Consider the following 12,937-nt stretch of genomic DNA (forward strand, 5'->3'; position numbering starts at 1 on the left):
CCCCCCCCCCCCCCCCCCCCCCCCCCCCCCCCCCCCCCCCCCCCCCCCCCCCCCCCCCCCCCCCCCCCCCCCCCCCCCCCCCCTCGCCGTTCGGCAGCGTCGGCCCGAGGAGGACGAGGCATGTCGCGCCTCCGCTGCCGCAGGACGCGCAACGACACAGAAGCGGAATCCAGCCCCACTACGGTGTGGCAACCCGATCGATCGCGCGAGACGCTGCCGCCGGCCCTCACCGGGCCCGGTCCGCCCGGAGCATCCCGCCCCTCCCACCCAGGAGCAGCCATGCCTCGACGCCTCACCCGCCCGACCGCCGTCCTCGCGGCTCTTCTCGCCGTCTGCACCGCCCTTCCCGCGCACGCCGCGACGCCCGGCCCCTCCCCCCTCGACGATCCGCTCGTCGGGGTCAGGATGGAGGAGCTGCGCGTCCTGCCCGCGGACCCGAAGGTCGGACGTCCCGCCGCCGTGTACACGATCGTCGACGACCGGGACATCGCGTTCCCGGTGGCGGCGACGCCGCAGCCGGGTGCCGAGGGGTCGGCGTACGACCTGCGGACGGCGACGCCGCTCGCCGCGGTCACCGACGTCGCCAGGGGCCGGACCGCAGTCGTGCGCTGCTCGCAGGTGGACGCCGTCCCGGACTCGATCGCGACCGTGTTCGCGAGCCTCTGCCGGGCGGCGAGTGCCGCCGAGATGACCTGGAGGGACGGCCGCTCACTCGGAGTGCCGATCTGGTACGCCCGCGACCTCGACGGGGGCCTGGTCTGCATCACGGGGACGGGAACGGAGTGCCTCACGAGCGAGCCCGGCGTCGATCCGGCGTCGGGTGCCGATCGCTGGCGGGTGTCCGCCGCTCGGTGCAGCTCCGCGGCGGCGGGCTCCCCCCTGCTGCAGGCCTGTGGTCGGCTCCAAGCCGCTCTCGACGACTCCGGGCACTGGATCGCGCAGCGAGCGTACGACCGTCAGCACGCGCGGATGGATCGGCTCTTCTCCCTGGGGCTGAACGACGCGAAGCTCGGAGCGGAGGCGGCGCTCCGCGAGAGGATCGCCGCCTTCGAGCCGCGGATCCACCGCGCGATCGCCGAGCGGAGAAGCGCGTGCCAACCGTTCTGGCTGGCCCTCAGTCTCGGCTTGAGCATGGTCTTCTGCACAGCCGCCGGTCACGATGTGGAGACGCTCGAGGCGGAGCGGAACGCCGTCCGGAACGAGTACGGCGCCCGGGTCGCCGAGGCGCAGGCGGCCCTCCGGGCCCGGATGGCGGAGGACTGGCACGAGCTGCACCGCACCTGGGCGGGCGAGGACCCCACCGGCTATGCGGCCCTGCTCCGGGTCGAGAGCAAGGAGCTGTCCGAGTTGAAAGCTTCGGAGGAGGAGTACCGGCGCGCCGCCGACCGTGACGAGGAGACGTTCCGCGAACTGCAGCGGCAGTGGCTCCACGAGCACAGCGCGATCGGGGAGGCGGAGCAGATCCCGCTGATCGGGCCGCTGATCCGGCACATCGAGGAGTACGAGCAGAACCCGAGCGGGACCAACCTCCGCCGCGTGTTCCTCGGAGCACTCGGACCGGCGGGCGAGGCCATCGAGGGCGGGCTGGAGCTCTCCGCCGAGACCGCGCTCAAGACCGGCGAGCAGCGGTTCCTCTCGGACGCGCTGCACGAGATCGGAGGGAAGGACGACTTCGGGACCACGCTCGAGAGCCTCGTCACCGACTTCTCGAAGGACCTCGGCGACGAGGCGGTGGAGGGGGTCCGCGAGAGCGGCCTCTGGAGTGACGCGCCCGGGTCCGACGCTCCGCCCGAGTCGCACTACCAGGACTTCGGGCAGCTCCTCGCCCGGGCTTCGCGGATGATCCCGGAGGCGACTCACAAGTGGCTCCTCGCGAACGGGCCGCTCCGCGACGAGCTGGGGCTCGACGGCACGAAGACCTACCCCGTGGTCGGCGCCACCAGTGCCGATCTGCGCCAGGCCGCCGCGCAGGTCGCCTTCGAGCGCGGGGTGGAGACGGTGTTCACCCATGCGTTCGGCCCGGACTACGAGGAGGTCGCGCGGCAGAACCCCGCGTGGGCGAGCGCGGAGAGCCGGTCGATCACGGCGGAGCTGCTGAAGGTCCTGACGGATTCCGCGTACCTCGAGCAGATCAGTCCGCTCTGGGTCGCCTCCGACACCCTGGGCGACCGGCCCGCCGCCTTCGTCTACGACGACGATCAGAGCGCGATCCTGCTCAACGAGGACCTCGTGAGAATCACCGACGGCTCCGCGAACCCGGACTTCGCCAAGTTCTACCTCGAGGAGCTCGGTCACTCGCTCAACTGGTGGCGTTGCGCCATCTTCGACGTCGAGGTGAAGCGCTGCAAGGGACAGGGCGATGTCGGCGCCCGCTTCCGCGACGCCGTCATGCTGAGCACTCCGCCGTCCGACCCCGGATTCAGCGCCGCGATCGCGAGCCTCCCGGCCCACGACCAGGACAGCTCCGCGACGGTCCTCTTCACCGGCGGCTCGACCGCGCATCTGGAGGGCTGGAGCTCCTACAGCCTCCTCAACTCGCACATCTCCGGGAAGGGCCGCTTCAGCTTCCTCCTGCGGGCCGGGATCGAGCTCTCCTCCGAGTACCCCGGGGTGAGCGACGAGTTCGACCTGGAGATGTCCGTCGGCGCTCCGTCGATGACGAGGAGCGGCAATCCGTGGGTCACCTCTCCGAACGGGCCATGCGAGGTCCGGCAGCTCGCTCTCAAGGAGGACTGCAACGTCCCCACGATGTCGATCGCGTTCTCCTTCCGCGACTCGATCAACTACTCGGTCCTGGGGGCGCCGAAGGTGAAGGACACGGCGTTCGCGAAGGCGGGGGTCAACCTGTCTCCGGCGCTCGTCCGGAAGCACGGCGTCCGGCTCTACTTCCAGCCGAAGGCCGGAGAGCCCGACGCGTGGCGCTTCCTGCCCGGCCACACGATCTACTTCAAGGAGTTCAGCCTGGCCGGTGACGGCAAGGTCGACGGCACGAAGATGCTCGACACGTTCGCCGGCAAGCGGATGCCGGCCCCGCACCGGCTCGACGTCGCCGGGAAGGCGACCGTCGAGGGCAGCTACATCGTGGAGATCGCCACCCGGGAGAAGTCAGCGCTGGACGCCTGGCTCGCCCTCGACGTCTCGAGTGCGCTGCTCGGCTGCGCCGGCGGCTTCGTCTTCGCGATCGTCGCGGAACAGGACCCGATCACGGGCTGCCACGTCGGCTCCGATCTCCTCGAGGGGATCGAGACCGCGGCGGAGGCGGCGGACGGGCGGCTCACCAGCTTCCTGACCTCCAACGCCTCCGTCGCCGTGCCCCTCTCCGTGGAGTACAAGGCCACGCGAGCGGCCGGACGCGCCACCGACCTCCCGGCCGACGTACCGCCGCAGTCCGCAGTGGAGATGTGGGAGGTGGGTCCGCCCCCGGCCGCCGCCGCGCACTCCGCCGAGCAGGTCTCCTCCCTGCGGACGAAGGCGAGCACTGCATTGAAGAAGATGAAGTCGGTGTCCTTCACCGGCCTGGCCGTGTTCCGCCCCCGCATCAGCTGGACGCTCGGGACGCGCACCCTGCACCTCGGCACCCACTCGCTCCCCACCGCGAACCTCATCGAGTAGCCCGGGCCCCCTCCCCCGCCGCGAGATGCCACTTGTGCGCGCGACACGCCGTGAGAAGCGTGCACAAGTGGCATCTCGCGGAGGGGGTCAGCTCGTCGGGGTCAGCAGGTCGGCGTGGTGCACGGCCGCCACGTTGGGGTGCGCGCGCAGGCGGTAGCGCAGCGCGTTCTCGCCGTAGGTCTCGAGGATCGGGCTGTTGGTCGGGTCGACCGAGAGGCCGGACTTCAGCTCCTCGGGCAGCGGCAGCGAGGGCATCGTCGAGTCGAGCGAGGGGTTGAAGAAGAACGGGATCGAGATCCGGTCGGTGCCGATCAGCGGCGAGATCACGCGGTGCAGCGTCGCCTTGAGGTAGCCGCCGGTGGCCAGCTCGAGCATCTCGCCGATGTTGACGACGAACGCCCCGGGCAGCGCCGGCGCCTCGATCCAGGAGCCGTCGTGCTCGACCTGCAGGCCGCCCTTGCCGGGCTCGACCAGCAGCAGGGTCAGCACTCCGCCGTCGCGGTGCGCGCCGACGCCCTGCTTGGGCTCCGGGTCGGAGGTGCCCGGGTAGCGGACGACCTTGACCAGCGAGAACGGCTTCTCGGCGAACGCCTCGTCGAAGACGTCGGCCGGAGCGTCGAGGGCCACGGCCCAGGTGCGCAGCAGACGGATGGCGACAGCGGCGAGCTCCTCGTGCCAGCGCTCGAAGACGGCGCGGAACTCGGGCAGCGACTCCGGCCAGAGGTTCGGTCCCTCGAGGCGCTGGTAGTCCGGGACGTCGGCGCCGGCCGGCACGGTCTCGCGGTCGATGCCGATGTCGACCTGCTCGCGGTAGTCGACGTCGCCGTTGGTCAGCTCGGCACCGAAGCGGGTGTAGCCGCGGAACTGCGGACTGGCCGTGTTCTCGATCGCGAGCTTCTCCTCCTCGGAGAGCTCGAAGAAGCGGCGGGAGACGGCGACCACGTCGTCGAGGAGGTCCTGCGGCACGCCGTGGCCGACGAGGTAGAAGAAGCCCACGTCGTGCGTGGTCTCGCGGAGATCGCGGCGGAACGCGGCGGCTTCCTCCTCTCCCTGGTCGAGGCGGGAGAGGTCGAGGATCGGCAGGGAATCGGTCATGGAGAAAGCCTTGCGCAGTTCGCCTTCTCCGCACCGATTGTTACGACAACTAAATGCGAAGACCCAGCCTGCGTCCGGGGACCGAGGTCTCCGGACGCCGACTGGGCCCGCGGATGCCGCCGAGTGTTACGGCGTGGGCATGCCGCCGTTCACGTGCAGCGTCTCGCCGACGACGTAGCTCGACTCGGGCGAGGCGAGGAACACGTAGGCCGGAGCGAGCTCCGAGGGCTGGCCCCAGCGGCCGAGCGGCGTCTGCGAGCCGACCTCGGGCAGCTTCTCCGGCGGCTGGCCGCCGGCGGTCTGCAGCGGGGTCCAGATCGGACCGGGCGCGACGACGTTCACGCGGATGCCCTTGGGCGCGAGCTGCTGCGAGAGCGCCTTCGAGAACGTGTTGATCGTGGCCTTGGTGGAGGCGTAGTCGACCAGCGTCGGCGACGGCTGGTAGGCCTGGATCGACGAGGTGCTGATGATCGCGGAGCCCGGGGCGAGGTGCGGCACGGCCGCCTTCGTCATCCAGAACATCGCGTAGACGTTGGTCTTGAAGGTCTCGTCGAACTGCTCGTCGGAGATGTCGAGGAAGTCCTCGACCGACTGCTGCTTGCCCGCGTTGTTGACGAGGATGTCGAGGCCGCCGAGGCCCTCGACGGCCTTCGCGACGGCGCCGACGGCGAAGTCGTGGTCAGTGATGTCGCCGGGGATGGCGACGGCGACGCGGCCGGCCTCCTCGATGAGGGCGACGACCTTCTTCGCGTCGGACTCCTCCTCGGGCAGGTAGACGATCGCGACGTCGGCGCCCTCGCGCGCGTAGGCGATGGCGACGGCCGCGCCGATGCCCGAGTCGCCACCGGTGATGAGCGCCTTGCGGCCCTCGAGGCGGCCGGAACCGCGGTAGGTCGACTCGCCGCGGTCGGCGAGGTCGTCCATCTTCGAGTCGAGGCCGGAGCCCTCCTGATACTGCTCCTCGGTGTCGATGTCGGCGAACATCTTCGTGGGGTCCTGGAACGTGTACTGGTCGGTCGTGTTCTCGGAAGTCATGTCCTCGACGCTAGGCGCGGGCACGGCGGCAGCGCGCGTGGTTGACAGCTCAGGATCCGCGCGGCAGAGCGGATGCCCAGCCCGCTTCCAGGTTCGACGTCCGCAGACGCGCGGAGAGGCTGACCACGGCCCCCGCTTCCGGGAGAATGGCCCGGTGACCCGCGACGACTCCCCGGCCTTCGACCCCACCGCCCCGCTGCCCGGCTGGCAGCACGCCTACTCCGGCAAGGTGCGCGACCTCTACACCCCGGACGACTCCGACCCGGTGCTCGGCGCCGACCGGATGCTCGTCGTCGCGAGCGACCGGGTCAGCGCCTTCGACACGATCCTCGAGCCCGGCATCCCCGGCAAGGGCGAGCTGCTGACGGAGCTGTCGCTGTGGTGGTTCGGCCAGCTGGCCGACGTGCCCAATCACCTCGTCCCGGGAGAGATCCCCGAAGCCGTGCGCGGCCGCGCCATGCTCGTGAAGACGCTCGACATGTTCCCGATCGAGTGCGTCGTGCGCGGCTACCTCTCCGGCAGCGGCTTCAAGGAGTACCGCGCGACCGGCGCCGTGTCCGGCGTCGCGCTCCCCGAGGGCCTCGACGACGGCGACGTGCTGCCCGAGCCGATCTACACCCCCGCCTGGAAGGCGCCCCAGGGCGAGCACGACGAGAACATCTCGTTCGAGCGCACCGTCGAGCTCGTCGGCGAGGACGCGGCGGAGGCGCTGCGCACCCTCTCGCTGCACGTCTACCGGGAGGCGGCCGCGATCGCGCTGCGCAGCGGCGTCATCCTGGCCGACACCAAGTTCGAGTTCGGCGTCGACCGCGAGACGGGCGTCGTCACCCTCGGCGACGAGGTGCTGACGAGCGACTCCTCGCGCTACTGGGACGCGGTCGAGTACGACGCGGGCGTGCGCGGGCAGTCCTTCGACAAGCAGATCGTCCGGGACTGGCTCGCCGACAACTGGGACGGCCAGGGCGAGCCGCCTCGGCTCCCGCATGAGATCGTCGTCCGGACCGCCGGTCGCTACCGCGAGCTGATCGAGCGCCTCACCCGCTGAGCGCGCCGCCCCGCGGGAGCAGGGCCGCGGGCTGCAGGGCCGCGGGCTGCAGGACTGCGGGCTCAGACCGCGGGATGCGGTCCGCGCTCGAAGATCCCGGAGAGCCCCTCGAGGATCGCGGCGAAGCGCACCGACTCGGCGTCGGCGACCGAGTCGGTGAGGGTGCGGACCTCGCCGTAGACCCGCTCGTCGGTCTCGCCGAGCGCCGTCTCGGCCCGGCCGGTCAGGCAGAGGATCCGACCGCGGCCGTCGGAGGGATCGAGCACGCGGTCCACGTAGCCGGCGCGGGAGAGCCGGTCGACGAGGATCGAGACGGCCGCCGTCGTCAGACCGATCGCCCCGGCCAGATCGACCGCGCGGATGATCTCGTTCCGCCCGGCGCCGGCGCCGATCAGACGCAGGGCGGCCAGGTCGGTCGCGCCGATGCCCAGCCGGCGCTCGACGCGAGCGTCGTAGCTCCGCTCCACGGTCCGCAGCCGGGCCAGCAGTGCGAACAGATCCGGTCGATCGTCCATGGGTCGCCCTCCTGACGGCAGGCGCCCCGATCGGGAACTCGCTCCGACCATGCAACCACTTCTCGGCAGCCCGCGGGCGCCCTCCGGGAAACGCAGCACGTGCTGTCCCGGAAACGCACTGCTCGCCGGGCATTTAGCTAACCGATTTAGTCAATAAAGTACGCTGTTCTGTGGTGCGCCCCCTTCGGTGGACCGGAAACGGCGGAGGAGAATCGACGATGGGACGCCTGCTGTACGGGGCACCGCCGAGTGCGCACCGGTTCGAGGACCGCACCCTCGCGCACCTGCAGAGCGTGATCACCGCGCGGTTCCGCCGCGGCGAGGGCTTCCTGCTCACCACTGAGGACGACGACGGGCGACTGTCCGAGCTCTGGCTGCACCCCTCCATCGCCACGCGCTACGAGTACGACGCCGAGGGGCAGCACGACCTCAATCCGCACTGGCTGCGCGCGCTGACCGCGGCCTCGCACGGCCGGATCGGACTGCACGTCGTCGCGGAGCCCGAGAGCGCTCCCGATCCCCGGGCCAGGAGGATCCTCGCGTGAGCGACCACAACGGCACGCTCTTCCGGCGCGGCGGCACCGTCCGCTTCGTCCGCTGGGTGTCCTCGCGCGACGGGGGCTGGGCTCCGGAGATCATCCAGGGGCGCTACCTCGAGCGCGACGACGCCGGCTGGCTCGTCGACATCGACGGCACACCCACCCTGCTGACGAAGGACGACTGGGCGGTCTACCGCTGACTCCGCCGACGGCACCCGCCGCCGCGTAGTGTGGCGAGAGTGCCTCCCGTCGCCCGCCGCGGCATCACCTCGGCCCCGTTCCTCCTGACCACCGCCGGCACGACCGCGCTCGTCTTCCTCTGCGCGTTCGAGTCGCTCGCGGTGACGACGATCATGCCGATCATCAGCGCCGACCTCGACGGCCGGGCGCTCTACTCGCTCGCCTTCGCGGCCACCCTCGCCGCGGCCGTCGTCGGCATGGTCACGGCGGGCTCGTCGGCGGACCGCCGGGGACCGACCCCGGCGCTGATCACGGCGATCCTGCTCTTCACGCTCGGCCTGATCGCGGCCGGGACGGCCACGTCGATGCCGGTCTTCGTCGGCGCGCGCCTGCTGCAGGGCCTCGGCAGCGGAGGGATCACCGTCACGCTCTACGTGCTCGTCGCCCGGGTCTTCCCCGCCGAGCTGCATCCGCGGATCTTCGGCGCCTTCGCCGCGGCCTGGGTCGTGCCCTCGCTGGTGGGGCCGCTCGCGGCCGGCCTCGTCGCCGAGCTGACCAGCTGGCACTGGGTGTTCCTCGGCGTCGTGGTGCTGGTGGCCGTCGCGAGCGCGGTCATCGCGCCGACGCTGCGCGCGCTCGAGCCGCAGGAGCTGCGGCCCTTCGACCGGAGCGCGATCGGCCGGGTCGTCCGCGCCGTCGTCGTGGCCGCCGCCGTCGTCGTGCTGAGCACGAGCGCCGAGATCGCACCGGAGGCCGCGGGAGTGGTCGCCGCCGTCGCGATCGCGGTGGTGATCCTCGCGGTCCGCGCCCTCCTGCCGGTCGGCACGCTGCGAGCGCGCGGCGTCCTGCCGTCGACGATGCTGCTGCGGGCCCTCGTCGCGGCCGCCTTCTTCGGCACCGAGGTCTACCTCCCGCTGCTGCTCAGCGAGCGGTACGGACTCCCGCCGTGGCTGTCCGGGGTCGCACTGACCGCCGGCGCCGTCTCCTGGGCGCTGGGCTCGCAGCTGCAGGGCCGGCCGGGCACCCGCCTCTCGCACGGCGGCGCGATGCGGCTCGGAACCGGGCTGCTGCTCGCCGGCATCCTCGTGGTGCTGCTGACCGTCGTGCTCGCGCTGTCCCCGATCGTCGCGGGAGTCGGCTGGTTCCTCGCGGGCGGCGGGATGGGCGCGATGTTCCCGCGGATGGGCACGCTGACCCTCGGCCTCTCGGCGCCGGGGCGCGAGGGCTTCAACAGCTCGGCGCTGCAGATCGCCGACTCGACCGGCGGGTCGGTCTCCCTCGCGCTCACCGGGCTGCTCGCCGCCGCGGTCACCGGTCTGCTCGGGAGCGGCGCCGCCGTCTTCACGTCCACCTTCGCCTACGGCGCGCTGATCGCCGTCGCGGCGGTGGCGCTGGCGCTCCGGCTGAGCGGGCTCCTCCGGCTCGAGGGCCGGGAGGAGCCCGCCGCACGGGATCGGGCGTGAGCCCGATACGGGTGCGGGGTCAGCTGTAGAGCGACTCCGGCACGTCGAGTCCGTAGATCGCGCGGCCCGAGCTCCAGATCACCGAGCACGCCGCGCGCAGCAGGTCGGTCTCGTCGGAGCCGGCGTCGACGATCACGACGGAGTCGCCGTCGAGCCGGACCTTCGCCGAGCGGACCGAGTGCGTGCCGTTCCGGGCGACGACGGTCGCCGGGTACGGTGCGTCCAGCTCCCGCAGGTCGGCCAGGATGTAGGTCGGCCGCAGCTTCGGCTCGGCGGCGAGCAGCTGCTTCGCCCGGTCGATGCCGGTCAGCACGAGCACGCTCTCCATGCCGGAGGTGTTCGCCCCGGCGATGTCGGTGTCGAGCCGGTCGCCGATGAACAGCGGATTCGTCGAGCCGAACCGCGCGGTCGCCGCGTCGAAGATCGCGCGCTCCGGCTTTCCTGCGACGACGGGCAGGCGCCCGACCGCGGTGTGCACGGCGGAGACGAGCGTGCCGTTGCCCGGCGCGATGCCGCGGGCGACGGGGATCGTCCAGTCGGTGTTGGTGGCCACCCACGGGATGCCCGTGTGCAGCGCGAACGAGGCCTCGGCGAGCTCGGCCCAGCCCACCGATTGCGCGAAGCCCTGGATGACGGCGGCCGGTGAGTCCTCCGCACTGCGGGTGACGATGAAGCCGGCCCGCTCGACCTCCGTGGTGAGGCCCTCCCCGCCGACGACCAGGACGGTCGAGCCGGCCGGGATCAGATCGGCGAGCAGCACGACGGCCGCCTGCGGCGAGGTGACTACGTCCTCCGGGCGCACGGCGAGGCCGAGGTCGGAGAGGTGGCCGGCCACCGAGACATCGGTGCGCGAGGCGTTGTTGGTGATGTAGCCGACACGGACCGTCTCGGCCGCGCGGTTCAGGCTCTCGACGGCGTACGGGATCGCGTCGGCGCCCTTGTAGACGACCCCGTCGAGGTCGGCGAGGACGCAGTCGCGCCCGTCGAGGGGGCTGGGCTCAGGCTTCGGGCTTCGGAACATCGGCGCCGTCCTCCTCGGTGTCGGTGGGGGTGGTGGTGTCGGTGTCGTCTGCGGACTCCGCGCCGGTGGACGCCGCGGCGGCGGGCTCCGCGGACGGCTCGTCCGCGGCCTCCTCGTCGTCGGTCTCCTCGGCGGCGTCCTCCACCGACAGCGCCTCGGGCGTCGAATCGGCGAGGGCCTCCTCGAAGTCCGCGTCGGACAGATCGGCGTCGTCGAGCGCAGCCTGGTGCTCGATGGCGTCCACGGCGGTGGTCTCGGCGGACGCGTCGGAGTCGGCGGGCTCGTCGTCCTCCACCGGTGCGCGGGCGTCGGCGGGCTCGTCGGTCTCCGCGGGCTCGGCGGGCTCGTCGATCTCGAGGGGCTGCTCGATCTCGGGAGCGTCCTGCTCGGCGAGCTCGGCCGTGTCGGGGTCGAGGCTGTCGTCCTCGTCCTCGTCATCGATCTCGAGCGAGTCGTCCAGGTCGCTCGCGGCGTCGGCCTCGGGAGCCGCGTCGGCGGCGACCAGGCCCGAGAGCTCGGCACGGGTGGCGGGCACGTACTCGCCCTCCTCCTCGATGACCTCGATGGTCTCGTCGTCGCCGCCGCCCTCGGCCGCGAAGACGGCGCGCGCGGCGATGTCCGCGCGGCGCTGCCACTCGGCGGCCTCCTCGGCGCGGCCGACCTCCTCGAGGACGAGCGCGTACGCGGCGAAGAGGTCGGGGCTGTAGGAGAAGGCGCGATCGGGATCGAGCTGCGGGATCTCGAGCTCCATCAGCGCCAGCTCGCCCTGACCGAGGTCGAGTCGCGCACCGGACATCGCGATCGCGAGCGACACCTGAGCACCCGGGCTCAGCGTGCTGCGGTCGACGGAGCGGCCGAGCTCGAGCGCCTTGTCGGGCCGCCCCACTCCGCGCTCGCTGTCGACCATCAGGGGGACCTGCTCGTCCGAGCCGGAGATCCGGCGGTAGGTGCGCAGCTCGCGCAGCGCGAGCGCGAAGTCACCGGTCGCGTAGGCCGAGATGGCCAGCGACTCGCGGACGACCGCGATCCGGCCGGCCCGGCGCGCGGCCGACAGCACGTGCCGGTGAGCGAGGTCGGGGTCCTCCTCGAGGAGGCGGCCGGCCATCACCAGGTGGCGCGCGACCCACTCCGCGTTGTCCTTGGACAGCGTGCGCAGCTCGTTGCGAGCGACCTTGTCGAGATCCTTCGCCTGGACGTCGTCCGGCAGATCGGGGTCGTCGTGCCGAGGGCGCACCGACTGGAGGGAGCGACGCTCGCGCTCCTCCTCGGTGAGCTCCGGCTCCTCGCGAGGAGCGCCACGGCCGGCGTACCCGCCGCCGAACCCACCACGGCCGCCCGCGCGATCACCACCGCCACGACGGTCGTCGAAGCGCCCGCCGCGGGAGTCGCCGTCACGACGCGGACGGGAATCGCCATCACGAGAAGGACGGAAGTCGCCTTCACGACGAGGACGGGAGTCACCATCACGGGAAGGACGGAAGTCGCCCTCACGACGAGGACGGGAATCGCCATCACGAGAAGGACGCGCATCGCCATCTCGGCGCGGACGGGAGTCGCCATCGCGAGAAGGACGGAAGTCGCCCTCACGACGCGGACGGGAATCACCCTCGCGAGAAGGACGTGCATCGCCGTACCGGGGACGAGAGTCACCATCACGCGAGGGACGGGAGTCACCATCGCGGCGAGGACGGGAGTCACCATCACGGGAAGGACGGAAGTCGCCCTCACGACGAGGACGGGAGTCGCCATCGCGAGAAGGACGCGCATCGCCGTCACGACGAGGGCGCGAGTCGGAGTCACGGGAAGGACGGAAGTCGCCCTCACGACGCGGACGGGAATCACCGTCGCGAGAAGGACGGGCGTCGCCGGCCCGAGGAGGGCGGGCGTCACCGTCGCGGCGCGGACGGGAGTCGCCGCCGGAGTACGGACGCGATTCGCCGTCGCGACGAGGACGGGAGTCTCCACCACGGTCCGGCCGTCCGGCTCCGTCTCGGCGCGGAGCGTCCGAGCGCAACCCGGAGTCGTTCGATCGGTACGGACGGGAGTCTCCACCGCGGGCGGGACGATCGCCGTCTCGAGCTCCGCCCCGCGGGGAGGAGGAGCGGTCGCCGCCGGCGGCGCGGGGCGGGCGCTCGTCGCGCCGGTCCTGTCCGCGGTCGTTGCGGTCGGATGCTGCGTCGTCCATGCGTTCCTCGCCTGTCGTGGTGGAGCTCTGTGGAGTTGACCCGTCCGTGAGGACGGGGATCGGCGGCCCGTGAGCCGCCAGCCACCACCCTAACCCGCGCCATGGCGGATGCCACGGGGGTCGAGGTGCTGGGTCTTCCGGTTCCTTCTGTGGAACCTCTGGTTAAACAGCGATGGCCACCCATTTCTGGGTGGCCATCGTGAATTGGTGTCCGGCGGTGTCCTACTCTCCCACAGGGTCCCCCCTG

General features: G+C 72.0%; 11 protein-coding genes. 6 read left to right on the plus strand and 5 right to left on the minus strand.

Annotated features, from left to right (window positions below; translation table 11 throughout):
• Positions 1–279: 279 nt before the first annotated feature.
• Positions 280–3,612 carry a hypothetical protein gene (locus EDF22_RS20240; RefSeq protein ID WP_123706619.1) on the plus strand — a complete coding sequence of 1,111 codons (3,333 nt, stop codon included), beginning with the start codon at positions 280–282 and terminating at the stop codon, positions 3,610–3,612.
• 87 nt (positions 3,613–3,699) lie between these two features.
• Here EDF22_RS20240 and EDF22_RS20245 read toward each other — a convergent pair whose 3' ends face one another.
• Positions 3,700–4,707, minus strand: a complete 1,008-nt coding sequence (locus EDF22_RS20245; protein WP_123706620.1) for an isopenicillin N synthase family oxygenase — start codon at positions 4,705–4,707, stop codon at positions 3,700–3,702.
• Positions 4,708–4,833: 126 nt separating this feature from the next.
• The gene (locus tag EDF22_RS20250) at positions 4,834–5,742 is read right to left on the minus strand and encodes a glucose 1-dehydrogenase (protein WP_123706621.1); all 909 of its coding nucleotides are present in this window, start codon (positions 5,740–5,742) and stop codon (positions 4,834–4,836) included.
• A gap of 154 nt (positions 5,743–5,896) precedes the next feature.
• Between EDF22_RS20250 and EDF22_RS20255 the strand changes: the two genes are divergently transcribed.
• Positions 5,897–6,787, plus strand: a complete 891-nt coding sequence (locus EDF22_RS20255; protein WP_260303586.1) for a phosphoribosylaminoimidazolesuccinocarboxamide synthase — start codon at positions 5,897–5,899, stop codon at positions 6,785–6,787.
• A 62-nt stretch (positions 6,788–6,849) separates the two neighbouring features.
• Here the strand turns inward: EDF22_RS20255 and EDF22_RS20260 are convergent, their stop codons facing one another.
• A complete protein-coding gene (locus EDF22_RS20260; protein WP_165909065.1) occupies positions 6,850–7,302 on the minus strand; it encodes a MarR family winged helix-turn-helix transcriptional regulator in 453 nt (150 codons plus the stop codon).
• A 218-nt stretch (positions 7,303–7,520) separates the two neighbouring features.
• Between EDF22_RS20260 and EDF22_RS20265 the strand changes: the two genes are divergently transcribed.
• Genes EDF22_RS20265 through EDF22_RS20275 form a run of 3 tightly spaced genes read left to right on the plus strand, consistent with a single transcriptional unit; the run spans position 7,521 to position 9,484 of the window.
• Complete coding sequence (locus tag EDF22_RS20265; RefSeq protein ID WP_123706624.1) at positions 7,521–7,847, plus strand: ATP-dependent DNA ligase; 327 nt, start codon at positions 7,521–7,523, stop codon at positions 7,845–7,847.
• Positions 7,844–8,041 carry a hypothetical protein gene (locus EDF22_RS20270; RefSeq protein WP_123706625.1) on the plus strand — a complete coding sequence of 66 codons (198 nt, stop codon included), beginning with the start codon at positions 7,844–7,846 and terminating at the stop codon, positions 8,039–8,041. The genes EDF22_RS20265 and EDF22_RS20270 overlap by 4 nt, the downstream gene beginning before the upstream one ends.
• Positions 8,042–8,080: 39 nt before the next feature.
• Positions 8,081–9,484 carry an MFS transporter gene (locus EDF22_RS20275; RefSeq protein ID WP_260303587.1) on the plus strand — a complete coding sequence of 468 codons (1,404 nt, stop codon included), beginning with the start codon at positions 8,081–8,083 and terminating at the stop codon, positions 9,482–9,484.
• A 19-nt stretch (positions 9,485–9,503) separates the two neighbouring features.
• On the opposite strand, the gene EDF22_RS20280 is transcribed toward EDF22_RS20275, so the two are convergent.
• The gene (locus EDF22_RS20280) at positions 9,504–10,505 is read right to left on the minus strand and encodes an HAD-IIA family hydrolase (RefSeq protein WP_123706626.1); all 1,002 of its coding nucleotides are present in this window, start codon (positions 10,503–10,505) and stop codon (positions 9,504–9,506) included.
• The gene (locus EDF22_RS21415) at positions 10,483–11,739 is read right to left on the minus strand and encodes a hypothetical protein (RefSeq protein WP_185039192.1); all 1,257 of its coding nucleotides are present in this window, start codon (positions 11,737–11,739) and stop codon (positions 10,483–10,485) included. The genes EDF22_RS20280 and EDF22_RS21415 overlap by 23 nt, the downstream gene beginning before the upstream one ends.
• On the opposite strand from EDF22_RS21415, the gene EDF22_RS20600 reads away from it, so the two are divergent.
• Complete coding sequence (locus EDF22_RS20600) at positions 11,725–12,729, plus strand: hypothetical protein (protein ID WP_148059257.1); 1,005 nt, start codon at positions 11,725–11,727, stop codon at positions 12,727–12,729. The two genes, EDF22_RS21415 and EDF22_RS20600, sit on opposite strands and share 15 nt — an antisense overlap.
• The last annotated feature ends 208 nt before the right edge of the window (positions 12,730–12,937 follow it).

The sequence above is a fragment of the Rathayibacter sp. PhB127 genome (assembly GCF_003751665.1).
In the GTDB taxonomy this organism is placed as follows: domain Bacteria; phylum Actinomycetota; class Actinomycetes; order Actinomycetales; family Microbacteriaceae; genus Rathayibacter; species Rathayibacter festucae.